Genomic DNA, 26004 nt, shown 5'->3' with positions numbered 1-26004 from the left:
CAACCGTGAGGGTCAATATTATTTATTCTTTATACTTTCCTCTGAAAAAGTTATTTACATGATCAATAGTTCTGTCTGAGAGCTCAAGCTTCACGAATTCAGCCTTGCCGTTTTTGTTGAGGACGAACACATACACACCATCCTGATTCTGCTTATTGCCGGATGTGAAATCCCTGGTCTTTATTGAGCTGTCCTGCTGAAGCTCATTGTCGAGGTAAATGCATCCCTCTTTCGCAATGAACTTTACATCGGCGTTGCTGAAGCTCATGATCTTTTTTCTGCTCTTCTTTGCAATGATCCTTGCGATGTCTATATCCTCATTCACCATTATATATTCATACTCCGTCTCTCTTCTGGAAACAAAAATACCAAATACAACAGCACCTGCAATCGCAACTAAGAATCCAATACTGCCAAAGCCCTGAACGAACATCGCTGCGCCAAGTCCGGCGATCATCAGCACGATTCCGGCAGCCATACCGCAGGTAACACTCGCAGGTGTCTTCGCCTTAACTATATGTTCTGCATAACCATCATTTAACATACCTTTTTTCTCCTTAAGTTCTTTAAAATTCTAAGCCCTTATATTCTAGCATACATGGGCTGTTTTGTCATCTTATTCCCGCTGGACATCCACCGCATCCGCCACAGCCTGCCGTTCTGACAGCTCCGGCATCATCTCCGGCGTAATTAAATGCCGACTCTATGAGGCACACCGCCTGGGAGCTTATTCCAAGTCCCCCTCCGGTAAACCCAAGCTTCTCCTCCGTTGTCGCCTTGATATTGACCTGATCCTTGTCTATACACAGGCAATTACAGATATTCTCCCTCATCTGATCAATGTACGGCGCCATCTTAGGGCTCTGGGCAATTACGGTCGCATCTATGTTCTCGATGATGTAGAGCTTCTCCTCGAGAAGTCTCTTCACTTCTGACAGGAGCTTCATGCTGTCCGCTCCCTTATACCTCTCATCAGTATCAGGGAAATGCTTTCCAATATCCCCCAACGCCGCAGCACCTAGAAGCGCATCCATTATCGCATGAAGAAGTACATCCGCATCGCTGTGTCCAAGGAGTCCTTTCTCATATGGAATCTCAACTCCTCCGATTATAAGTTTTCGTCCCTCAACTAGTCTGTGGACATCGTATCCCATTCCAACTCTCATGTGATATCCTCCTTATATGAATAAAAAAAAGACGGAATGTCTTCCGTCTCATTAAATAGTAGCGAGAGGGGGATTCGAACCCTCGACACTGCGGGTATGAACCGCATGCTCTAGCCAACTGAGCTATCTCGCCATGTCTTGTAAATGGGACCTATAGGGCTCGAACCTATGACCCTCTGCTTGTAAGGCAGATGCTCTCCCAGCTGAGCTAAGATCCCATATTACTTCGTGTCATCGCTGACACCTTTGTTAGTATACTCAAGTGACCATGTTTTGTCAACAACTTTTTTCACTTTTTTATTTTATTTTTTATCGGTCTCCACCAAACAAGTAAATAATGAGATTCACTATGAACAGAATGATGACAACAGGTATCACGATATACCACACTATCTTAAATCCCAGCCAGATAACTCCAAGCACTATACCTATAACAAGTGCAGCCACAAGAATGAGTATTATCGCTGTCAGCACCTTGCCTATCGGTGAACTGAAATCAAGCTTGCCATAAGCAAAGCTTGTATTGCCCTCGTCGTCCACATTTACATGCCAGCCCTTCTGACTGCCTCCGCTGGCTTTGCGGGTGTTGTAGCTGTCATCATACGAAGATGATTCTGTATCATAATATCTTCCGCTTGCGCCCTGTCCCTCTGTGTCAATGATCGTCTTGGCGATCAGTCTTGCAGATCCCAGAGATGAACATATCTCCTCCTCTGACTTGCCTGCTTCTTTCTGCTTCTTAAAATAATCCTCATAATAATTTATCGTGTCATAATATGTCTGCGTTGAGACATTTCCATCAAGAGCTTTCTTCAGCTCATCCATAAACTCTCTTTTTCGCATATCGCACCTCCGCGCCATTATGTCAATTCTATTTTTATCACTTCATATTCAGATATACGACGACAACTTTGTAGCCGCCCATATCTTCCACCACATAATTTATAGACCTTATATTGCCATAATTGTACAGAAATGACAAGTCAAATGTTTCGTCATCTGTATATATAGCAGCTTCCAGCACATTACTGCCGCCCATCTGTATCCTTATGCCTTTTTTATACTCATCGAACGAATCATAGGTATAAAACCTCTTTTTATAGAAATTATACGCTGTGTCGGCACACTCTCTATAGAATTGCTTTTCCCATGAGTGAGTCAGTTCCAGTGTGCTGTCATCGACATTCACATAGGTGTGCTTCAGATAGCTGCCCATATCCGGCAGCGAATCATCCCATGTCAGATCCACATTATACCATTCTCCGCCGAGCTCTATCTGATTCCATGCATGAAGTCCTTCCTCCGTGCTTCCGACTACTATGTCACATTTGACGCCCAGACAGGACATGATTATGAAGAACGCCTCAGCGTAGCCGTCGCACACGCTCTGGTGAAGCACCAGCGCTCCATATGCCGTATATGCATCATCATTATTGTCGGGATATCCATAGACACAGTTTTCCACTATATAATCGTGCACGGCGATCTCCTTGTCAAGGTCGCTCATGCCATCTGAAATGTTGTCATTTATAAAGCTGTCGATCACCTCATATATCTGCTTCGCCCTTATGTTGTCCTCCGGGATATCCGTTCCTTCTATATATTTTCTGACAGCATAATAATTATCCGACAGTTCATAGTTGAGCTGTATTGCCAGATATCTTCCCGTCTCGATTATTATCCTGTACGTATCCACTGAGCCGTATGCCGAATCTATATATTTGTTGATGTTGTGCACATCACTTTTCGCCACATTACTTACATAATACATGCCCGACTCGTCTCCGTCCTCCATATCCTGGACAACGGCCGCCCGGAACTCCACCAGGCCATCAAGCATCTGGCTGCTCTTGATCACATTGAAGAACAACCACCGCACTCCCACCATCATCAGCGAGAGAACAACTACAATACTTATAACTCCAAGAATCTTCTTTTTTGTACCCAAACTTCCTGTCAATCCTCCATCCCTGCTTTGCTGCGGTGATCCGCCTGTATATTTTATCATCTGTACTTTTGCGCCGCAAGCACCAACCACGCATTTCCTGTGGTTATAAATAAACCTTATTTGTGTTGATATGCGCACTTTTATGTTGTAAAATGTACTTTGTTTGAAAACTACCTTATAATTTACTCATTTTTCAACCTAAAACAAAAAAATAACAGAAAAGAGGATTTAATATGGCTCAGCTCTGGGGCGGACGCTTCACAAAAGAAACAGACAAATTAGTATATAACTTTAACGCATCTATTTCATTTGATCAGAAATTCTACAGACAGGATATCCGCGGAAGTATCGCGCATGTAACCATGCTCGCTTCATCCGGTATTCTCACTGACGAGGAAAGAGATCAGATCATAGCGGGACTTAAGGGCATACTGAACGATGTGGAGAACGGTTCTCTGCAGATCACTTCAGAATACGAAGATATACACAGCTTTGTCGAGGCAAATCTCATAGACAGGATCGGCGATGTGGGCAAAAAGCTCCACACCGGACGAAGCAGGAACGACCAGGTTGCATTGGACATGAAGCTCTATGTAAGAGACGAGATCATCGAGCTCAAGGAGCTTATTTACAAGTTTCTGACTACTCTTCACAGACTTATGAATGAGCACATCGACACATACATGCCTGGATTTACTCACCTCCAGAAGGCACAGCCAATAACTCTGGCACATCACTTTGGAGCATACATGGAGATGTTCAAGCGTGACTACGACAGAATGAACGATATATATGACAGAATGAACTACTGTCCTCTCGGATCAGGTGCCCTCGCAGGAACCACATATCCGCTCGACAGAGAGCTCACCGCTTCTCTGCTGGACTTCTACGGTCCGACTCTCAACAGCATGGATTCAGTTGCCGACAGGGATTACTGCATAGAGCTTTTATCCGCCATGTCTACCATCATGATGCATCTCTCACGTTTCTCCGAGGAGATCATCATCTGGAACTCAAATGAATATCAGTTTGTTGAGCTCGATGATTCATACAGCACAGGAAGCTCTATCATGCCACAGAAGAAGAACCCGGATATAGCCGAGCTCGTAAGAGGTAAGACAGGCAGGGTTTACGGTGCTCTCACCTCCCTTCTCACAACCATGAAGGGAATCCCTCTCGCATACAACAAGGACATGCAGGAGGATAAGGAGCTCACATTTGACGCGATAGACACTGTAAAGGGATGTCTCGCACTGTTCACAGGCATGATAGCCACCATGACAGTCAACAAGCCTAGAATGGAAGCATCAGCCAAGAACGGATTCACCAACGCAACAGATGCCGCAGATTACCTTGTAAATCACGGTGTACCTTTCCGTGATGCACACGGCATCGTCGGCCAGCTCGTTCTGAAGTGCATAGAGGAGAACATCTCCCTCGACCAGCTTAGTCTCGACGAGTACAAGGCCATCTGTCCTGTATTTGAAGATGACATATATACAGCCATCAGCATGGAAGAATGTGTTCAGAAGCGTAACACAATCGGTGCTCCGGGACACGCTGCAATGCAGAAGGTGATCGATGCAAACGACAAGTTCTTAGCATGGGCTGAGCAGGATTTAACCAAGCACACCAAGGAGTGATTTTTATGAACAATACAACAAAAGCCAAATACGATATGGCAGAAAAGATGCTCAAGGTCGATATCTCTCTTGAGGAGGTTGCTCTTATGACCGAACTTCCAATGGAAACACTGAAAAAGATACAGCACGACATAGAAAAAGATGGCCTTGTAACCAGACACGATGTAAAGGATGTTGATCTCGGTACAAGTTATCTCATCTGATCATCTTCTATCACTATATGCATGTATTGCACAATAAATATCCCCGCTGTTTTTACAATAACAGCGGGGATATTTATATTGTGTATCACTATTACTTGTCCTCAAGATACCTTCTAAGACTTTTTATCGCATTCTTCTCGAGGCGGCTGACCTGCGCCTGGGATATGCATATCTCCTCCGCCACCTCCGTCTGGGTCTTTCCCTCAAAAAATCTCAGCCTCACTATATTCTTCTCCCTATCGCACAGCCTGTCCATAGCCTCTCTGAGATCAAGGTTTTCAACCCACATCTCCTCCTTATTCTTTCTGTCTCTTATCTGATCCATAATGTACAAGGTGTCTCCACCCTCCTGATACACCGGCTCATACAGGGACAGCGGTGCCGATATGGCATCAAGCGACATGACTATATCTTCCTTCGGTATACTTATCTCCTCCGCTATCTCCTCTATCGTCGGCTCCTTATCCTTTGTCTTCTGGAGATTTTCCTTGGCATATATCGCCTTGTAGGCTATATCACGCAATGACCTTGATACTCTTATAGCATTGTTATCTCTGAGATACCTTCTGCACTCACCTATGATCATAGGCACAGCGTACGTACTGAATTTGACATTGAGACTTCTGTCAAAATTATCCAACGCCTTGATAAGCCCTATACAGCCAACCTGGAACAGATCATCCGGATTCTCATTTGAACTGCCAAATCTCTGGATCACGCTGAGCACAAGGCGGAGATTCCCCTCTATAAACTCCTCCCGGGCAGAGCTGTCTCCCTGCTCCATCCTGTCAAACAGCATGTTCTTCTCATCCTCTGTAAGATATGGTAATTTCGATGTATTTACACCACATATAACCACTCTGTTCAGCGCCATATCATGTCCCTCCACGTGTTATCTGTCTAACACTAGGATTGTCAGATACATGCCAATTTATTCATATTTGCACCACTTTTACTGATATATATGCACGCAAAAAGACCATGAAAACCAATTTGTGCCCTAAGTCACTCATCATCTTCATGGTCTCTTATCTTCGTATATCTAGTTCTTTCTGAACTCCTCAAGTTCAAGTCCCTCATTGTGCTGGAGAACCTGATCGATGACCCACTCATTTGCAAACAGGAGAAGCGGATTACCCTTCATGTCCTTAACCTTCTTGACATCGCTCACACGCTTGAGCTTTGTCACGTCTATGGTAGGATCCTTCACCCATCTGATATAGTTATATGGTATCGGCTCAAGTCTTATCTCACAGCCGTACTCGTTCTCAAGTCTGTACTTAAGTACATCAAACTGAAGCACACCTACAACTCCGACTATGATCTCCGAAAGTCCCGCAGTGTACTCCTGGAATATCTGTATAGCACCCTCCTGGGCAATCTGAGTTACACCCTTGACAAACTGCTTACGCTTCATGCTGTTGAGCTGAACGACCCTGCAGAAGTGCTCCGGTGCAAATGTAGGGATACCCTCATACTCAAACTTCTTTCCGCCTGTTGTGAGTGTATCTCCAATTGAGAACAGATCAGGATCAAATACACCTATAACGTCACCGGCATACGCCTCGTCGACGATCTTCCTGTCCTGAGCCATAAGCTGCTGTGGCTGGGAAAGCTTGATCTTTCTCTTGCTGGCAGCATGATATACCTCCATGCCTGCCTCAAACTTACCAGAGCAGATTCTCATAAATGCGATTCTGTCTCTGTGAGCCTTGTTCATATTTGCCTGGATCTTGAACACAAAAGCTGAGAACGGCTCTGTTACAGGATCTATGATTCCCTCTGATGAATTACGTCCGATAGGAGGTGTCGTCATCTTAAGGAAATAGTTCAGGAACTGCTCGATACCAAATGTATTCAGCGCAGAACCGAAAAATACAGGGGAGAGCTCTCCGGCTCTGACCTTCTCTATATCCATCTCCTCTGTGGCACCATCTATAAGCTCTATCTCCTCATTGAACTGGTCAAAGAGGTATGGGCCGACAAGCTCCTTGAGAGCCTCATCGTCTATATGATAATCTGTTTCCTCCGCCTTCTTGGCTCCACCTGTCGATATAGCCTGGAACGTGGACACTATCTTGGTCTTTCTGTCATATACACCCTTGAACTCTTTTCCTGAACCTATAGGCCAGTTGACAGGGCATGTCTTGATACCGAGAACAGTCTCTATATCATCGAGAAGCTCAAATGTATCCCTTGCATCTCTGTCCATCTTATTTATAAATGTGAATATAGGTATATGTCTCATGACACATACCTTGAAGAGCTTTATAGTCTGAGCCTCAACACCCTTGGATGCATCGATCACCATGACCGCAGAATCCGCAGCCATAAGTGTACGGTAGGTATCCTCCGAGAAATCCTGATGTCCAGGTGTGTCAAGTATGTTTATGCAATATCCGTCATAATTGAACTGCAGAACAGACGAGGTTACCGAGATACCTCTCTCCTTCTCTATATCCATCCAGTCCGACACTGCATATTTGGAATTTGCCTTTCCCTTTACAGATCCCGCTGTGTTTATTGCGCCGCCAAAGAGCAGAAACTTCTCTGTGAGTGTAGTCTTACCTGCATCAGGATGTGAAATTATGGCAAATGTCCTTCTTCTGTTGATCTCTTCTCTTAACTTGTCATCCATTATCTTTTCCTCATATACAATTTATTGATTCTTATTCTTCAAAATGTCCCTGTTCTTCTGAGCCCAGAGCATAAGCGACTGTATATTCACAGACATCTTCTCCAGCTCCTCAAGGACAGCGTCAAAAGCTGCAACCTCGGTCTCGTCGACTATTCCATCAGCGGTGATCTCTATAAGCTGCTCAGATATATCCTCCATCTTCTTGGAGGATCCGAGGAACTGAAGTATGAGCCTGTCAAGGCTGTCCGCATTTATCGGCTTCACCGTCTCTTTTCCTATAGGGCAGTCGCCTGAACAATAGCTGTTACAGAGCTCGGGTATGTCATACGCCTTTGACATGGAAAGTACCTCCTCAGGGTACGGAACTACTGTGCCAAGCTCTATTCTTGAAAGCCTTGTCCTGTCTATATTGAGCACCTCTGCACTCTTCTCCCTGCTTGTAAGGTTATCGTTCACCTTAGACGCATTATATCTTGCGACATAATATTTATTGTTAAGCGCCTTTGTAGCTTTTTTACTCATTTTTTTCTCCTTATGTAGTTCTTCCTAATACACCTAATTAAACATAATAACACACAATATCAGCCGAATCAATCATCTTAATATCCGGTGAAAAAGTTCCATCAGAAGCTGCGCAAAATGCAGCTATAAAGTCTATATTCATATCTCCCTCTGCATGCGCAGGATCCGCTATTTCATCCATATGCATACGGCCGTCACACTCAGCCCTGCATACGGCATAATTGCCCAGCCAGATATTCTTCTTCTCCATATGTGCATTGTCCATGACCATTTGCTGTTCCTCATCCTTCATAAGTATGCCTGTTCCGGTCATCTTGCTGTACGCCTCGCGCCTTGTCCACACACATGTGCTGTATATTTCCGGGTGTGCACACGACATCACACATTTTTTATCCTCATCCGAATACAGGCGGTTAACTATGCTGTCCGGTATCCTTCTGACTCTCTCAACGTCTATACCACAAGGCTCACTGCCTATCGCAGCCGCCACACAACCCTCGGTATGGCTTATCGAAAACTGAATGTCCTTTATAAACGGCTTTCCCGCCTTATTCTTCTCATACGTGACCAGCCGTTCATCAATTCCGGCACATTCCCTGAGAGCATGTGCAAGCAGGATTCCCGCTGCAAGACTGGCATTCCTGTCATCCCGCCTCCTGAGACGTTTCACCTTACACCTTCTGTATTCCGATACTGCATCCAGACATCTGCCATATATCCCATCGTCAGCAAATGCCCCCGTATCCATTATATATGCTCTGTATCCGTTAAAAGATTTATTCAAATCCAATTCCATCTCTTTCTACAAAATACGCCATGGTCATAACAACAATACAGCCCCTTAATACTCGCATATTAAAGGGCTGTATAAACTAACCTATATTGTGACAAAATCAGGGAAGCTCTTCATATCCTTGTTCACCTCATCAATATGAAGTCCCTTGTAATCATATACTGCATTGTAAGCCATCTGCATCTCCATCGCACACTGCATCATGGATACCGGAACACCGACAAATATATCATCGATCGAGATCTCTATCTCACCCGGATTGAGCGTTATTGAATCCTCCTTCTCATTGTAAGGTGGAGCCATCAGTATAGCTTTGACTGCCTTGCTGAAATACGGCATCACATTTGGAACCGATATATATTTCTTTGCAAGAAGCTTCTCCTTATATCCGTCAGCAAGAACACACAGAGGCTGTTCCTCTGATATATCATCCACAAACGCCCTGGCAGCCTCCTCCATGATGGATGTTCTCCTGTCGTTGATCGGAGATCCATACATAACGTTGAGATCCTGCTCCGTTAGCTTCTTATCAGCAAATGCCACTGTGAACATCTTCTCAGGACCATATGCTCCCACACCGGAAAACAGCTCTCTGTATATCTTCTCCATCTCATCCTTGACAGGAACAACTCTTCCACTGTCTATATTGGACTCGTTGTCCAGCATGAGCTTGATGATCCCTGTCTCCATCTCTTTTATCCTTCTGGATGTGACATAATCAGTCGGAAGGAATTCATGTCTCTTGGCTTTCTTGAGTATATTGCCAACAGCCTTATCACCGTTATTCGCAAGATCCTCGATGGAATTCTTCAGATCCTCTCCAAACTGTGAATATATCTCGTCAAGTCTCTCTGCCCTCTGCTGAAGCCATCTAAGTGTATCTCCAAACAGATCCTGTGCATCGAGTTCATCTATAAGCTTTGTTCTCTCCGCAGCAAGTGCTTCCTTGATGCATGCATCGAAATAACCATTCTCAGTCTCCCTCTTCGCTGAAGGGAAAGTGAAGAATCTCTTCGCAACAATTGTCTTGATGGAATCAATGATTCTGGTATATTCACCCGACGGTGTATAATCCTTCATCATCTTCTCAAGCTTTCTGACTTCAGCCATCATACCCTTTGTGGAATCTGTTACACCGGCACTCGGTGCACCTATGACATCTATTGCGCCATATGGGCCAAACTCATTCATATATTTGGATATCACATCATCAAGTGAACTCCAAAGCTTGTTCTTCATCGACTTTATGATAACCGGAAGTTCCTTCTCAAAGTTCTCCATCTTCCTGGCAAAGCCCTCTCGAAGACCGTCCGTATTCTTCTTTATCATCTTATATGTAGGCTTGGTGATCTGGCCGTACTGTATGAGACCGTTCACGGCAAGTTTGATATCCTCACCCTGCTCCTCCTGCAAGAATACAGTGAGCTCTGCGAGTACATTCTTGATATCCTCCTCGGCATTGCCCTCCTTGAACGGAGATCTGAACAATCCCTTATATGCCTGGGAAAACAGATCATTCTCACACATATTCTCTATCTCTTTGATAGGAATATGGTAGTCAGCCTCGCTTACTACCTTGTAATAGCAGTTTGACTTCTTGATATTCTCATCACTGTGCTCCATCTTCCAGTTCGTGATGGAATATCCCTCATTCTCAAAAAATACATCCCTGAGAAGCTTCCTGTCGTTCTCCACGTCATTGTTGCCAATGAACTTGTTGCTGGCTAGCCTGTAGAGGAAGCTTGCTGTATCCCTTGTGATGTATCCCTCAGGTATGTAGCCCTGTTCGTCCTTTCTACCTGATACAAGCATGCAGGCATCAAAGAGATTCTCCCTGATGACCATCTTGTTTTTCTTACTGATAAATGTATAGTTGTCATCCTTCTCGGAGAGCTTCATATAATAATCAACTTCCTTGAGGGTCGCACATCCATTTGCATTGAGTCTCGCCACAAGCTCTGTATCTTCATATACAGCCTTATGGCCGAACAGTACATCCGGTGTGAGCAGGCAACCGCCAATCCTCAGATTGTTCCACTTCTTCGCCTTGCCATACGCACGTATGTTATATGCGACATCTGAAAGGATTCCACTTCCGGTTCCTCCGGCGATTCCGGATACGATCAGAACATCGACTGTTCCCTCCGTCGTCTTGTCGTATACATCCTGAAGCTTGTCAAAAAGGAGCATTCTGACATCCGTATATGCATTCGAGAACATCAGACGTCCAATCTGTCTGTTCCCCTTTGCTCCGTCTCTTCCTATCGTGATAGCCGGGAATTCAGGATCCATCCAGTTTGCAAGATTCTCATGGATCGGATTCTTCTGGATTCCATTCTCCAGAACATTCTCAATATCCGGTCTGTATATACTGATAACCTCAAGGGCATTGAAACCGACACCCTCCTTGCTATCATCTATGGTAGCCTCCATCTCTGCTATATCTGAATCTATCATGAGGAAATTAATGTTATCCTCGGGTGTGATGTTATCCATCAGCATACCCTTAAGCGCGCAAACGGTCCTGCCTCCAAGTCCCCCAAGACCTATTACGAGCAGATTCTTGTTGAATCTGTTCTCATGACTTATACGTCCAAAAACACGTATGTCTTTTAATTTGCTAAACTCCTCTTTTTGAGTATCAATAAGTATCATAGATTATGCCTCTCCTTAATATGCACGTACACTTCTTCCCCCATAGTGAATTTTCTGTACCTGAAAACTCACATTTTCAATTTATCACTATTCTTATTGATTTTCAACAAAAAGCGTTAATTTATTTGGCATTTTTTCTAAATTTTGACATATTTAAGCATTAAACACTTTCTACTTATCTGTCAATTTTACCCTGTCTCCCACGATCTCAAAACAACCGAAGCTTTTGAGAAAGCTTGAAAACTTACTGTATCCATATTTCTTTATGCTGAAGCCGGGTATAATATTCTTAAGTTCTGTATTCAGCAGTCCCATATTGTACATAGTGTCAGAATTCTCCGTGAGAAGTCTCACTATGCGCAGCTTGACAGCACTCTTAGGATCGATATGGTTCTTGATGGACACAAATTTCTGCCTGCCGCTGTCTATATCCAGATCGTCAAACTCCTCACTGAGGAATGTTGACAGCTTGGAATATCCATAATTTCTCACGTCAAAGTCAGGATATTTGTTCACAAGGCGGCTTCCGATCTCACCCATATGAGTCTTCTTATCCTTGTCATCGTTCTCATCTATTATATTGTAAACCGTCTTCTTTATGTCCCTTATGCTTGTGATATATGACTCGTCCACAGCCGCAGCCTCAAGCATGGCATTCTTCGATGCCGGCTTGTTGAGATCCTCTGTCACCAGTGAATCAAGGATCTTGAAGCTTGTACACGCACTCACGAACGCTTTCGGAGTCTTGCGTTCTCCCATTCCGATGACCTGCTTGCCAGCCTCCCTGAGTCTTGATGCAAGCCTAGTGAAATCGCTGTCGCTTGTCACCAGACAGAATCCATCTATATTGCTCGTATAGAGAAGATCCATCGCATCTATTATCATGGCCGAATCCGTTGAATTCTTTCCCGCCGTGTATGAAAACTGCTGTACAGGCTGTATAGAATATGACAGCAGACAATCCTTGTCCCAGCCATTGTTATTCTTTGACCAATCCCCATATATCTTCCGCACCGTTATTGAGCCGAGCCTTGACAGCTCATCAAATATACTCTCAATATATTTTGCCGATACATTCTCTGAATCGATAAGTATCGCATACTTGTTAGAAATCTCACTTGATATTTCTTCCATATAAAAGTCCCTTTCATTTATCAGTTCTCTTTGCCGGTCTCAACCCCAAACTTGCCCGGTCCATCCTGAAAATACTCACGGGTAAGCTTCACAACTGTACCTGACAGCATGAATACTGCGATCAGGTTAGGTATGATCATAAGTCCGTTGAAGGTGTCCGCTATATCCCAGAGAAGTCCGAGATCCATGGTCGCACCGATGATTGCGACAAATGCATACACAACCATGAACGGCTTGATAAGCTTACTTCCAAACAGGAATCCGACACATCTTGAACCGTAAAGTCCCCATCCGAGTATGGTTGAGAACGCGAAACAGCACAAAGCCACCGCTGTGAATATCGATATCCAGTTGCCGTAGGTTGCAACAAAGCCATTGATCGTGAGATCGGCTCCTGCAGCCTGTCCGTAGGCTACCTCAGTTCCACTGCACAGTATTACAAGTGCCGTAAGCGTACATATAACTATAGTATCGATAAATACCTCGAATATTCCCCAGAGTCCCTGCTGCACCGGATGCTTTACATCAGAACATGCATGGGCTATGGATCCTGTACCAAGACCTGCCTCATTGGAGAAAATACCTCTCGATACACCCTTTCTCATGCTGAGGAACAGACTTCCAACTATTCCACCGGTCACGGACTTCGGATTGAATGCACCTTCAAATATAGAAGCGAACACTCCCGGCACACTCTTGATATTGATTATTACAAGAATTATGGCCATGATGATATACATAGCAGCCATGAATGGCACCAGCTTCTCTGTCACGCTTCCTATTCTCTTGATTCCTCCTATAAGTATGAGACCAACAAGAATAGCTATTATGATTCCTATCACAAGATTGATTGTAAATGTATTGCTCTTGTCAGCCAGATTATAATTAAAAAGTGCTGAATCTATAGCTGTTGTGATGGTATTGACCTGTGTTGCATTTCCTGTTCCGAACACTGTGAGTATACCGAGGACTGAATATGCTATAGCCAGGAAGTAAGCATTCTTGCCAAGGCCATTCTTGATGTAATACATTGGTCCGCCGACCCAGTCACCATTCGCATCCTTCTCACGGTAGAACACTGCAAGTACGACCTCTGCAAACTTTGTTCCCATTCCGAGAAGTGCTGAGATCCACATCCAGAATACCGCACCAGGACCGCCTATGGCGATGGCTCCAGCAACACCGGCTATATTTCCCGTTCCAACCGTTCCCGCCAGCGCCGTACACATGGCCTGAAAAGGACTGATGGCACCATCTGAAGTCTCCTTCTTGTTGAATATCCTTCCAAACGTATGCTTGAACGCGTATCCAAACTTTGTAAACTGAACCCCCCTGTTTCTTATGAGGAGCCACAGTCCCACGCCCACGATACATATCATGGATGGCACTCCCCATATAAAATTGTTCACCGATGAATTCACATCGGCAATGATCTTAAGTAATTTCTCCATATCTGTACTTCTCTTTTCCTATTACTTTTTTGCATATCATATATGATTTTACAATATAAACTGCACATTGTGCAAGAAAAAACGCGTATATATCCCGTATAGTCCCGCCAACAATCACAATACCTATCCGCTTTTCAGACAAATTTTGCACACAAAATAACGGAGACGATTATTTATACCGCCTCCGCAATCATATATTATTTTAAGGTACTTTTATTTCATACTGCCACTATCTTTACTCTCTGTTCTTCAGCACCTCAGCCGGCACTATCTTGTTCAGCCTGCCAACAAGAACTCTGTTGATTATGAAATACAGGACAAGTATTCCGCCGTAAAGCACAGCCCAGAGCCATGGGGCAAATGTCAGCTTGACGCCGCAGTTTACATTTGACACCAGAGAAGGATACACTGCACTCATTATAAGCTTTGCAAGTGGCAGGCATATGGCTGCTCCGATTGCGATTATGAAGAAATTGCCATCCAGATATAGCTTTCTGATCTCCTTCGTCCTGAAACCAAACACCTTTATCAATGAAATCGAGAATGCTGATCTGTCAATCATAACCTTCATCATCAAATACATTACCACTACGAATATAAGTGTCGAGATAATAACTATCATAATAACCATACTTCTCATCTGATCTGCAAATATTCCAGCAGCCGACTCTATATCGGCCTTTGTTGTGGTTGCGTAAAGTCTTGCAGGATCAACCTCCAGATCCTTGTCTGAAAATACTACATTGTACTCATCACTTCCAGCTCCGAACAGCTCCCTTGCATCATCTATAGTCATGAAAACATAAAATGCCGGAGTATATTGTGTCACGCTGTCCACTGTAAAACCATAATCTATATCATTCTCCTCGTCGTGGAGCACGATTTCGTCACCCACACCATAACCATATTTCTCAGCAAATGATGATGATATGGCAACCCTGTTCTTGCCATTCTTAAGGTCAACATCAAAATACTTAGTATTCTTTGAAAGTCCAAGAACTGTCACATCCCAGTTGTAACCATATACCTCTTTCTTCAAAGTCTTAGCATACGCTGCCTCACCGCCCTCAGGGGGATTCTCTGTAGGATACTTATATGTATACATATATTCATAGTGGGTATCCTCCACATTCTGCTTCTTGACCTTTGAACAGAAAGTTGCAGTGTTAAGACTTAACATCAGGCATATGAGGGCTATAAACATTCCAATCACAACGGTCACCCCTGTTCTCATCTCTCTGAGCATCTGTCTGACTCTGAATCTTCCGACAAATCCCATGTCTCCGAGATCGACATTGCTGCCCTTCGGCTGCTTGATCTCATTCTTTATAAGTGAAAGAGCTGTCTGTGAGAGCTTATTTCTGATAACGAAGTAGTTAACAACTATCGCTGCCAGTGGCGGCATCACGATACCGTACACTATAAGAATCGGCGGGATCTTCACATCCATAGCAGGAATTGAATAATACGCATATGCATCTGCCATCTGAACAGGGATTCCAACATTGCTTATTCCGATCAGGAAACCGATTATGCCTGCAACTGTTGTGACTATGACCGGAAGTGTCAGATAATGCATCATGAGATCTCTTCTCTTGACCCCCAGGGCATAGAGTGCACCTATGACGCTGCTCTCCTTCTCTATTCCATGTACAACGAATACCGATATGACATATGTGAACAGAAGCATGAGCAGCACACCGAAGAAATATCCCGCCTGTACATTGATCTGCTGGTCATCAGCGGCTCCGCCTGTTCTCGGATTATCATCACTTGTCACAAATGATGTAATATTTGCAAGATCTGTGTCGTAATCCTTGAGGAATGAATCCGTCTCCTTCTTGAGTTCTGCCACTCCATCCGCAAGCTCATCCGAGCCATCCTTTGCCTCTGCAGCTCCGTCGGTATACTCCTTAATACCGTCCTTGAATGCCTTGATGCTGTCAATGTCACTCAGGGCACTTTCAATACTCATCGCCAAAACTCCACCCTGACTGTCGGCAATCTTAGTCATCTCGTCATTGTAATTATCCTCTGTGAGCTCTGTATCCAAACCATACGCTGAGAGAGATGATGACGCCTGTTCAAGGTATGCCTCAAACAGCTCCTGTGCCGCATTGTTGAGCTTCCTGTTGTTATCAGTGAGTTCTCCAAGTCCATCTGCAAGTTCATTTGCGCCTGACTTAAGATCCTTTATGCCATCCTTGAAATCGTTTATGGCTGCGCCAGTTCTATCCCAATACTCTTGGAAATACTCATCATCTATGCTGTCTGTGTCGACCTTGATGTCTTCAAGTGCATCCTTCACGTCATCACAGGTGGTCTTGCTCTCGAGTCTGAACGCATACAGATATGTCTCAGTCTTGACACTCTCGCCTGTTGCATGGAGCTTATCATACGCCCCCTCTGTAACGAATACCGTTCCAAACACCTTACTGTCAACTACAGTATCTGACATCTCCTTGAAAAGAGCATTATAATCAGGTGATGTCCCTATTCCTGTCACCTTGAATTCATTTCCTGCTATCTGTATTATATCTCCGACAGAAATATCATTTACCTGACTGAATCTCTTCTCAACAACTATCTCATCATCAGCCTCCGCAAGATTTCCCTCATCACATTCCACGAGATCTATGTTCTCCCTGTTGGCAAATACCCTCAATGTCTTGCCATCCATGACCTCGTAGTCCTCGTAGAACATCCCCTCAACCTCTGCGCCAGCATCCTCAAGCCGGGATATCTCTTCATCGCTCAGTGGAACGAATACGGAAAACTGACCATCCTCTATCTTATTTGCCTCGTCATGTGTCTCGCCATTGTCAATGATCGTATATCCGGCTCCTATCAGCGAGACAATGACATACATACCCATGATGATAAGAAATGCAAGTTCTATGTATCTGAACAGATTCTCCTTCAGATCCCTCAGAACTCTTTTTCTCAAAACCTTCTGCATATTACAAATCCTCCAATTCTGACGCTGGAACTCTCACTTCGTTCTCATACTCCTTGCTTATAAGGCCATCCTTTATGAAGATAACCTTGTGCACCATATTCTTGATGGAATTGTTATGTGTTACTATCAGCATAGTCGTTCCATACTTCGCATTTATCTCCTCGAGAAGAACAAGAATATCTCTGGATGTCTTGGAGTCAAGAGCTCCTGTCGGTTCATCACAGAGGAGGAGTTTTGGATTTTTAACCAGAGCTCTCGCTATAGCACATCTCTGCTGCTGTCCACCTGAGAGCTGTGAGGGAAACTTGTTCTGATGCTCAGTAAGTCCTAGAGTCTCTATCAAGTCATCCATAGGGAGCGGATCATCTGTCAGATACTCACACACCTGTATGTTCTCCCTCACGGTGAGGTTTGGAACAAGGTTATAGAACTGGAATATAAATCCCAAATTATCACGTCTGTAGTCCGCAAGCTGGTCGCTGGTCATACCAAATATCTCTGTTCCATCAACCTTTATCGAACCTGAATCCATGGTGTCAAGACCACCTATACAGTTCAGAAGTGTTGACTTACCTGAACCTGACGTTCCCTGTATAACACACATCTGTCCTTTTTCAATACCTGTGTTTATACCTTTAAGCACCTGCACATAGCTTCCACCCTCTCCATAGCTCTTCTTTACTCCTGACACTTCCAAATACATAATTTTTCCTCCTTTATGATATCCTCGTTGTTCTAATTTTCATTTACTTTATTTTTTATAGCAATCCATTACACTTTAGTAGCTATTCAAATGTTCATTTGCATACATAACGCTGTTATGGTTTAAGCCTTTTTTTAGGTCTTCCCAGTAATTCGGAAGACCTGTAATAAGACATAATGGGAATTTGATTCCCCTGTACCACATTTTTCATTTTACTGTTTTCAATTTTCTATTCCGGTCAAATCTTATTCTGAATCCTGCCACGGCTTAACCAGGCCATACCAGCCTGAGATCAGATATTTCATACCTGTCTCAACGAACTTCAAGGCATCCTTCTCATTGTCAATATGTGTCACCATAAATACGAACATGTCGATCTGGGAATGTGACATCCAGTGAACAACATTTCTCTCAACCATCGGTGTTCCGTAAGCCTTACACATTGCCTCACATATAAATGTATTATGTGCATCCATCTGATCAACCACGTTGTCTGGCATGCTCTCCATGCTGGAACCCTGTGACTTCGTAAGCACGAGAAGTACTTCATCTCTATGTTTATACAGCTCATGCACAATATTTCTGGCCGACTCAAAATCACTGCCCTCATTGTGGTCTGATGCCATGCCGTTGTTCATCTCATCAACTTCAAATGAAAAATGTTCAGTCAATGCAGCATTGAGGCTGTCCAGCATGTGTCCAACAACATTACAGAACAGATCATCCTTGTCCTTGAAAAAGAAATACAGTGCTCCGGTTGTTACTCCTGCCTTTTGACATATGTTTCTGAGTGAAGCACCCATAAAGCCTTTGTCCATGAATTCTTTCTTGGCACACTTTAGAAGCTCTTTCCTCGTCTCGCTGTCATGTTGTATTTTCTTTGCCATAATCCTCACCCATTTAATTATAATATAAAATAACATAACAGTGTTACGTTTAATAACACCGTTATGTTAAAACATACCGATCATTTTGTCAACTATTTTATTTATTATACATATCGCTATAAATCCTGTCTATAGTCTCATCACGGCTCTGCTTTATTTCTTTCAATATCCTGTCCGCCAGAGAATTGATGGTCTGCATCTCTTCGGTGTAGCTGTCATCAATGAGACTAACCACATATGACATGGACGGTGACTCACTCATCTCCATCATCAGGAATATCCAGCCGTTTCTGTTGAGTATTTCGGTCAGCTCATCTTTGAAATACTCACACATATTCTCAAGTGTGGGATTTATCATGTCAAATGGTGCAATCTCATTCAAAGTCTTGTCCTGATATCTGCTCAGAAATTCTTCAACTCTGTGCTCCAGATGATGGAACTTTACAGTCTCATCTCTTCCCTTGACAACATTTATGACGATCTCCCAGGTGTGAGGATGTACCTCCCCAAGTACTCCATTTTTATATATTCCATGTCTGGCATTGAGGTAGAATTTGAATTTGTATTGTCTGAATCTCATCTGTTCATCTCCTCCCCGTAGAATACTTTTCTCGGATCATCGCCGTCTGTGACAGCTCTGAGTTCTGTTCTAATCTCGGCCCCCGCTTCATTTGCTGAGGTTCTTTTCCAGCTTTCAAGCATCTTATCACGTATCTGTTCAGCCGTTGACATATCTGTCATATACATAAGCACAACAAAATTGCCCTTTGACATTTCTGCGGTCACATGATTAGATCCCATGCAGCCCTTTATGAAATCCATTATCCCGAATATCTCATCTCTTGAAAAATAACGATCTCCCATCTGAACACTTATGAACAAGAAAGTGATCGGATAAAGCTCCGGATCTGTCGATTTTGAGAGCAGAGAGTCCACAACCTCCATATCGTAATATCTACCTGATTTTTTATCTGCAGGCTCAATATCCTTCTGCCTTAACTCTTCCCCATAGCTTTCTGTAAGTCTCTCATATTCATCGAATTTCTCATTTCTCGCTGTAAGTTCATCTTCTAATCTTTGAACCTTTCTGCCCATATGTCCTATCCTGCCGGCATATTCTATAACCATGCCGCCAAGGACAAGGAAGGCTGCTATCACAGCTATTACGATATAGAATTCAAAATCTTTCACTCCGTATGACGAAAGAACATATGACCTGTCAGCATATATCCCGACAACGTAACCAGATCCGGCAACAGAAGCCGTACTGACTATTCCCCTTTGTTCGCTCATATATTCGTCCAGACCTGATGCAGTCATGTTAGACAGTTCCGCCGTAGTTGCCGCATCCTTGATAAACATGATATCATCCTCTTCTATAAGGAACGCCCATTCCGAACCGGATACATCAACTACTTCATTGATGACTGACTCCATATCTTTCTCACTCAAACCTTCCAGTCTCTCAGCCAGAATAGATACCGTCTGCAGCTGGTCGTCCTTATACGCTGAAAAGATGTTGTCTCTATTGGTTTTCATGTGATAACCATAGTATATGGTTTCCAGAGCTATCATGAACAGAACAACAGCAAAAGCTGCCACAACTCGTCCTCTATATGTCTTATTCTTTTCAGCTTTCCTGCTCATGACATTTTCTCCTTCCTGTCACCTTGTACACCAATCTTCCAAGCCAGCGGAAGTCATGCTTTATGATGCTCCATGCCGTCTGTCTCTCCTCGCTGAAATTCTGCATCTTCCAGCTTCCCTTAGACTTCATGGAGTTGATTATTCCTGCAAATCTGAACCAGAACACGACAAAGTTGTACAGAGGAAGCAGGAATACAAGATACCATTTTCTCATGTAATATCTTCTGAGCTGTTTAAACGGACTCAGAAAAAGACTTATACATATATATAGCAGTGTTGTGGTAAACACATACAAAAGATACATGATTATGACTGAATCTATGATGAGCGCAAACGGATAATCCTGGAATATTCCAAGGCATATCAGCGCAAAGTACCATATCATACGCGGGAATGCAAATGTGTGATCAAACATAACCAGTCTCACAATGAAGTCAGAGAAAAATCCTCGCACAGCGTTCATCCTGTTCTTCATGAACATGTGGACAACCTCTATCTCGCCCCTCTGCCATCTCTGTCTCTGTATATATAGTCTGTTCATATCTTCTATTGGATCAACATAAAATATAGCTTCACTGCACAGAGCTACCTTATCTCCGAGCACATCCCTTATCTGAAACGTTACATGGGTGTCCTCGCACACAGTATCCGTATTGTACATATTGGTTTTCATGATGGTTGATCGTCTGAATGCTGAGAAAGCACCTGATAAAGTAAATATATTATTGAACTCCGACTGGAAATTCCTGCCAGCAAGGAACGCCTGACAGTATTCAAAGAACTCCAGCTTTCTAAGCAGTCTGAGTCCAAATCTGTCGGTATCATCGACCATTTCGGGGTTGGTCATGATCGTTCCGGTCATGCAGTCGATGTCAGGATTCCTCTCGAATTTGGTCACCATGTTCCTGATGGCATCCCTCTGGAGCACACCGTCACTGTCTATGTGTATGATGTATTTGCCGTAGCTGTTGAAAAGCCCCAGGTTGAGAGCCTTAGGCTTGCCCTGTTTTGAATTTACCCAGTTCATTGTCAGATCTGGGAATTCCTCCTGACATTTGCAGAATACATCAAAGCTCCGGTCCGTACTCATATTATTTACAACAAGTATATATATCTTGCTGTTAGGATAACTTGACGCATCTATGGAGCTTATACATCTGTGAAGGCTATGTTCCTGATTATACACAGGTATGATAAGTGTTATCTCCGGAGAAAAGTTGATCGCCTTCTCCTTCCTCGACACCAGTTTCTTCTTTATCAGTATGAAAAAATTGCCAATAGTAGGTATAATCTCCATGACGATCGGTATGATGACCCATGCCGCCCAGAAAAGTATGGAGCTATGAAAGATCTGTGTTATCAGTGTCATATCTGAAACCTCCTACCTTCTGTCTGATGATCTGAGCCTTTGTAAATACAAAGAAATACAAAAGCACAGTACATGCATAGAACACCAGACGTCCTATTATGCTGTGGGCAACGAAGTACGAACCTCCGCCGAACACATGGACAATGAGACATATGGTGAATATCCTGAGTACATTTGCCGCAAATATCAGAGCCGGTCCAACTATACTGAGCACCACCTTCTCGTATGTATGGTACATGGGGAAGAACCACAGAAGTGAAAGGAATGCCAGCATCTCCACTATTCCTGAACACTCGTAGTCTATATACATGGACAGGTTGGCGTCACCGGTCGCTATGAACACTATATTCTTGTTGAAGTATCCCTCATATATACCGGTCATGTCTCCGAACATGCCAGCAACAGCGGACACGCTCTTCTGAAGAGGTGCAAGAACGACAGGCTCCACCTTGATGAGCATGAACACAAAAAGTCCTATGCTTCCGGTTATAAAATACCAGAAATCCAGTTTTCCACGTTTCAGCACGGTCAATATATATATCCAAAGTGCCAATACTATAACAAAAACTATATTCATCATCGGTGTGCACCTCCTCTCATTTATATTCACATCCTGCTATAACATTCAGCCGGTTAGATTCTCTTTCTTCTATATACTATTACTCCGCCTACGGCCATGAGCAGGGCTATGGCAGCACCGGCCCAAGGGCCTGTAGGTGTTCCGGTTATGGTAACTCCCTCTGCACCTATATTCGGGTTGGACACAGTGATGGTTGCACCCTGATCCAGCTTTATGCCAAGGTAATCGGCTAACTTGTCAAGTGAGATGGAGAACTCTATCTCATCACCCTTGCCTGTCTCAGTATGTACAGGATCATATACCGTAAATGCCACATCGCCATCCACATCATTGTAATAGCCTGCAAATACTCCGAAATTCCTGTATATTCCGGCTCCAAAGCCGTTGGTCTGTCCACCCCAGTTTATGGATCCGTTGGAATTTACAGGGAGTATATTAAGTACACATGATTTTCCATCCACTGTGATATTCCACAACTGGAACTGCATCTGGGATGTATACAGATCGTTCATGGAGAAGTGTACATACAGTCTTCCATTCTCCACTGCAAGTTGTCCCTTGTGGGTCGAGTAACCATTGTTACTGTTGTATGTTATATCCGCTGACGGATACTGACTCCACTCACCATAATATCCATCGATCACAAGTCCTGATGTGACAGGCCCTGTTATCTCTTCTGTAGTTCCAGTTTCTGTTGTGGCATTCTCCGTTGCCTTCTCTGATGTGCTGACCTCAGTGGTTGTCTGTTCTGTAGTGCTCTCTGTTACCTGTTCTGTAGCCTCCGTGGTATCCTCTGTAACTTCCTCGGTAGTAGTCTCCTCTGTACTGTTATCCGCAGACTCCGTGGTTGCCTCACTTCCAGCCTCTGTAGTCGTCTCAGATGATGAACTGTCACCTGCTATATCAAGCTCAGCCGTATTGTCATTCCAGCCTATTGTTATATTCCGTACATCCGTTCCATATGTGCTAACTGGCACCTTTGCACTCCAGGACATATCCGCATATCCCCAGCCAGATGACGATGCGCCGGTATTTGTCGTATAACCAGTAGCGCCGTCGATTGCCTGATACCATGCATTTAACACGTTAAACGATGAACCATCGCCATTGTTGCCTGTGTTAATAACCAACTTGGATAATGCCCCCGGAGCTGTCTGTCCATTCACAGATATATCAAATATTTGCTGAATGTAATTAGTCCACGAACCACTGTATTCCAGATAGATGTACTCGCCATCCGTTGTCACTTCCATGCTGCCGCCATTTCCATCGGAGAGTGTCTGTGCCTGACTCCCGAATATGGAAACACCCGAAAAGATGATCACCATGCATATCGCAGTTATAATTCCTGTAAGTCTCTTCATTTTAGTTCTTCTGTTCTTCATATAATCACGCCTTCTCTTGTAGTAAAATCTATTGTAAGTTGTTTGCTCCTGTCATACTCTCAAGTCTCAGTATGTCGTCAAATATCTTCTGATAATTCCTGTTACTCGTATCCATATTCATAGTAGGCAGCAACAGTCTGTCTGACACCTGATACACGCAGAGCGGATTCTCGGATATATCAAGCTGATAAAGCTCCATTCCATTCTTCTCAAGTCTTTGTCTGAGTTCTTCATAGAAATAATCGCCAATCGTCTCGAGCGTATTCTCGCACCCCTGAAACTCAGGAAGCTCATTCAGATACTTGCCTCTGTACTGATCTATGAACGCCGAAACTATCGCCTCCAGCTTGAAGAAAGGTATATCCTCACTCTGGTCCTTCATTCCTATATATGTGACGATCGTAAATGAATGCCCGTGCATCTTCTCCCTGTCACCGTTGAAGCTGTGCCTGGCATTGAAGTAGGATCTGTATATATAATAATTAAACAACCAGCCACCTCCCTGCTCTCTATGTCAGATTACGACACAATAAACCTATTCTTATCACCTCTAGATTATAGATACCTAATTGTGATATATCAATGATGAAAAATCGCCAAAATTATGGCTAATTTATGAATATTTTGTAACTTTGTGTATAATCAGAAGTTTTCAACCGTTTGCGCTGTTCATATTTCTTTGTTCGTTTGATCGTTATTGACTGAATAATCACAAAATCGGTCAAACAGTCATAATGTGAATGGCCGCACAAAAAAAGATCCCATCCATATGAATGAGATCTTTTTTGACCATTATTACTTTTTTTAATTGTATTTCTTTAATTGATATAGCCCGCGGAGTCGTTGCACAGAAGTCGCCTTTTACACCTCAAGCAGTTTCTGAACACTTACAAGCTTTACACAGAGAACAAATATCTCTGTTGCCTGCTGCATCTCCTCCGGTGTAGGGAATGAAGGTGCGATCCTGATGTTGCTGTCCTTTGGATCGTTGTGGTATGGGAATGTTGCTCCTGCACCTGTGAGAATAACTCCAGCCTCCTTGCACTTTGCAACTATCTCCTTTGCACAGCCCTCCATGGCGTCAAATGATATGAAATATCCGCCGAGAGGCTTGATCCATGAACCAATTCCAAGTCCATCAAGCTCCTCCTCAAGGACTTTGAGAGTTGCCTCAAACTTTGGTCTCATGAAATCTGCATGCTTCTTCATATGTTCCTTGAGTCCGTCAAGGTTCTTGAAGTATCTTGCATGTCTGAGCTGATTTACCTTATCGTTTCCTATGGTCTGTATTGTGTAATGCTTCTTGGCATCCTCAAGATTTGCATGTGATGTAGCCATAGCTGAAACTCCTGAACCAGGGAAGCTTACCTTTGATGTTGAAGCAAACTCAAATACCATATCAGGATTGCCTGCCTTCTCACACTCCCCGATGATATCAAGTATCTCTACCTGATTGTCCTCGTACAGATGATGGATGACATAGGCATTGTCCCAGAAGATCCTGAAGTCCTTAGCCGCAGGCTTGAGATTTGCAAATCTTCTTACTGTCTCATCGCTGTAGCAGATTCCCTGTGGGTTTGAGTACTTTGGCACGCACCATATACCCTTTACTGTTGGATCTGAATTTACAAGTTCTTCAACCATATCCATATCTGGACCTGTCTCTGACATAGGTATGTTGATCATCTCTATTCCAAAATGCTCTGTGATAGCAAAATGTCTATCATATCCTGGAACAGGGCAGAGGAACTTCACCTTGTCAAGCTTGCACCAAGGTGTCTCTCCCATTATTCCATGTGTATATGCTCTTGATACAGTGTCAAACATAAGAGTAAGACTTGCGTTACCACCGATGAAGATATGATCCTCAGTGGTTCCCATCATCTCAGCCATAAGTCTCTTGACCTCTGGGATTCCATCAAGGCACCCATAGTTTCTGCAGTCTATGCCACACTCTGACTTCATATCAGAATCACTGTTGATAACATCCATAAGACCAACAGATACTCCAAGCTGGGTTGGTGATGGCTTTCCTCTTGACATATCAAGGTTCAGGCCAAGAGCCTTCTTCTCCTCATATGCCGCAAGCAGCTGCTCTCTAAGTTCCATTAACTCTTCTTTTGATAATTCACTGTACGCTTTCATAAAAGTCTCCCTTGCTACCTAACAATGTTATAGTTATATGTCCGGGTTGCACGTCAAAACGTTCTATATTAAATAGACGATTCTAACGTTCAACCCTTGTATCATATAATTTATTTCTCCGGTTGTCTAGACCTTAATCGCATAAGTTTGTAGTATTTTGCAAATTTTGGTTGAAA

At 43.5% G+C, this 26004-nt stretch carries 23 protein-coding genes and 2 tRNA genes; 2 read left to right on the top strand and 23 right to left on the bottom strand.

What is annotated here, in order from left to right; all coding sequences use genetic code 11:
* Positions 1-22: 22 nt before the first annotated feature.
* The 6 genes from DW025_RS08315 to DW025_RS08290 all read right to left on the bottom strand — a co-directional run bounded on the left by DW025_RS08315 (position 23) and on the right by DW025_RS08290 (position 3114).
* Positions 23-544 (bottom strand): DUF6106 family protein, encoded by a 522-nt coding sequence (locus DW025_RS08315; RefSeq protein ID WP_022216383.1) that lies wholly within the window; start codon positions 542-544, stop codon positions 23-25.
* 67 nt (positions 545-611) lie between these two features.
* Complete coding sequence (gene ispF / locus DW025_RS08310) at positions 612-1166, bottom strand: 2-C-methyl-D-erythritol 2,4-cyclodiphosphate synthase (protein WP_022216382.1); 555 nt, start codon at positions 1164-1166, stop codon at positions 612-614.
* A 59-nt stretch (positions 1167-1225) separates the two neighbouring features.
* Positions 1226-1299: transfer RNA gene (locus DW025_RS08305), tRNA-Met, on the bottom strand.
* Positions 1300-1311: 12 nt separating this feature from the next.
* Positions 1312-1384, bottom strand: a tRNA-Val gene (locus DW025_RS08300).
* Positions 1385-1475: 91 nt separating this feature from the next.
* Positions 1476-2009, bottom strand: coding sequence for a DUF1700 domain-containing protein (locus DW025_RS08295; RefSeq protein WP_118016568.1), 534 nt, complete (start codon positions 2007-2009; stop codon positions 1476-1478).
* A 37-nt stretch (positions 2010-2046) separates the two neighbouring features.
* A complete protein-coding gene (locus DW025_RS08290; RefSeq protein ID WP_242859624.1) occupies positions 2047-3114 on the bottom strand; it encodes a transglutaminase domain-containing protein in 1068 nt (355 codons plus the stop codon).
* A 233-nt stretch (positions 3115-3347) separates the two neighbouring features.
* On the opposite strand from DW025_RS08290, the gene argH reads away from it, so the two are divergent.
* Together argH and DW025_RS08280 are read left to right on the top strand one after the other, a co-directional pair.
* Positions 3348-4757 (top strand): argininosuccinate lyase, encoded by a 1410-nt coding sequence (argH, locus tag DW025_RS08285; protein ID WP_118016569.1) that lies wholly within the window; start codon positions 3348-3350, stop codon positions 4755-4757.
* Positions 4758-4762: 5 nt separating this feature from the next.
* On the top strand, positions 4763-4960 hold the full coding sequence (locus DW025_RS08280) for a hypothetical protein (RefSeq protein ID WP_022216378.1): 198 nt from the start codon (positions 4763-4765) through the stop codon (positions 4958-4960).
* A gap of 91 nt (positions 4961-5051) precedes the next feature.
* On the opposite strand, the gene sigG is transcribed toward DW025_RS08280, so the two are convergent.
* The 17 genes from sigG to DW025_RS08195 all read right to left on the bottom strand — a co-directional run bounded on the left by sigG (position 5052) and on the right by DW025_RS08195 (position 25828).
* Positions 5052-5834, bottom strand: a complete 783-nt coding sequence (gene sigG / locus DW025_RS08275) for an RNA polymerase sporulation sigma factor SigG (protein WP_022216377.1) — start codon at positions 5832-5834, stop codon at positions 5052-5054.
* 168 nt (positions 5835-6002) lie between these two features.
* Complete coding sequence (locus DW025_RS08270; RefSeq protein WP_055222719.1) at positions 6003-7598, bottom strand: peptide chain release factor 3; 1596 nt, start codon at positions 7596-7598, stop codon at positions 6003-6005.
* Between the two features lie 21 nt (positions 7599-7619).
* Complete coding sequence (locus DW025_RS08265; RefSeq protein WP_015535018.1) at positions 7620-8120, bottom strand: helix-turn-helix transcriptional regulator; 501 nt, start codon at positions 8118-8120, stop codon at positions 7620-7622.
* Between the two features lie 37 nt (positions 8121-8157).
* Entirely contained in the window at positions 8158-8904 is a 747-nt protein-coding gene (locus DW025_RS08260) for a 4'-phosphopantetheinyl transferase family protein (protein WP_158564562.1), read from the bottom strand.
* Positions 8905-8997: 93 nt separating this feature from the next.
* Positions 8998-11568 carry a tubulin-like doman-containing protein gene (locus DW025_RS08255; RefSeq protein WP_118016571.1) on the bottom strand — a complete coding sequence of 857 codons (2571 nt, stop codon included), beginning with the start codon at positions 11566-11568 and terminating at the stop codon, positions 8998-9000.
* 171 nt (positions 11569-11739) lie between these two features.
* A complete protein-coding gene (locus DW025_RS08250) occupies positions 11740-12702 on the bottom strand; it encodes an NYN domain-containing protein (RefSeq protein WP_022216373.1) in 963 nt (320 codons plus the stop codon).
* A gap of 20 nt (positions 12703-12722) precedes the next feature.
* On the bottom strand, positions 12723-14153 hold the full coding sequence (locus DW025_RS08245) for an alanine/glycine:cation symporter family protein (RefSeq protein WP_117548885.1): 1431 nt from the start codon (positions 14151-14153) through the stop codon (positions 12723-12725).
* 235 nt (positions 14154-14388) lie between these two features.
* Complete coding sequence (locus DW025_RS08240; protein ID WP_119999549.1) at positions 14389-17112, bottom strand: FtsX-like permease family protein; 2724 nt, start codon at positions 17110-17112, stop codon at positions 14389-14391.
* Position 17113: 1 nt separating this feature from the next.
* Entirely contained in the window at positions 17114-17815 is a 702-nt protein-coding gene (locus DW025_RS08235; RefSeq protein ID WP_118016573.1) for an ABC transporter ATP-binding protein, read from the bottom strand.
* 245 nt (positions 17816-18060) lie between these two features.
* Positions 18061-18702, bottom strand: a complete 642-nt coding sequence (locus DW025_RS08230; RefSeq protein WP_158564563.1) for a TetR/AcrR family transcriptional regulator — start codon at positions 18700-18702, stop codon at positions 18061-18063.
* Between the two features lie 97 nt (positions 18703-18799).
* On the bottom strand, positions 18800-19282 hold the full coding sequence (locus tag DW025_RS08225; RefSeq protein WP_118016575.1) for a 6-carboxytetrahydropterin synthase: 483 nt from the start codon (positions 19280-19282) through the stop codon (positions 18800-18802).
* Positions 19279-20349: a hypothetical protein gene (locus DW025_RS08220; protein WP_118016576.1), complete on the bottom strand. Its 1071-nt coding sequence runs from the start codon at positions 20347-20349 to the stop codon at positions 19279-19281. Before DW025_RS08220 ends, DW025_RS08225 begins: the two co-directional genes overlap by 4 nt.
* Positions 20333-21718 (bottom strand): TIGR03111 family XrtG-associated glycosyltransferase, encoded by a 1386-nt coding sequence (locus DW025_RS08215; RefSeq protein ID WP_119999547.1) that lies wholly within the window; start codon positions 21716-21718, stop codon positions 20333-20335. The genes DW025_RS08220 and DW025_RS08215 overlap by 17 nt, the downstream gene beginning before the upstream one ends.
* A complete protein-coding gene (gene xrtG, locus DW025_RS08210) occupies positions 21690-22298 on the bottom strand; it encodes an exosortase family protein XrtG (protein ID WP_117548870.1) in 609 nt (202 codons plus the stop codon). The genes DW025_RS08215 and xrtG overlap by 29 nt, the downstream gene beginning before the upstream one ends.
* A gap of 53 nt (positions 22299-22351) precedes the next feature.
* Entirely contained in the window at positions 22352-23683 is a 1332-nt protein-coding gene (locus DW025_RS08205; RefSeq protein ID WP_118016577.1) for a Firmicu-CTERM sorting domain-containing protein, read from the bottom strand.
* A gap of 28 nt (positions 23684-23711) precedes the next feature.
* Positions 23712-24173 carry a 6-carboxytetrahydropterin synthase gene (locus DW025_RS08200; RefSeq protein WP_117548868.1) on the bottom strand — a complete coding sequence of 154 codons (462 nt, stop codon included), beginning with the start codon at positions 24171-24173 and terminating at the stop codon, positions 23712-23714.
* Positions 24174-24544: 371 nt separating this feature from the next.
* A complete protein-coding gene (locus DW025_RS08195; protein ID WP_117548867.1) occupies positions 24545-25828 on the bottom strand; it encodes an aminotransferase class I/II-fold pyridoxal phosphate-dependent enzyme in 1284 nt (427 codons plus the stop codon).
* Positions 25829-26004 lie beyond the last annotated feature (176 nt).

Source organism: Coprococcus sp. AF38-1, from assembly GCF_003603945.1.
Lineage (GTDB): Bacteria > Bacillota > Clostridia > Lachnospirales > Lachnospiraceae > Coprococcus > Coprococcus aceti.
The sequence above is the reverse complement of the archived record's forward strand: the minus strand, read 5'-3'. Positions and strand labels throughout refer to the sequence as shown.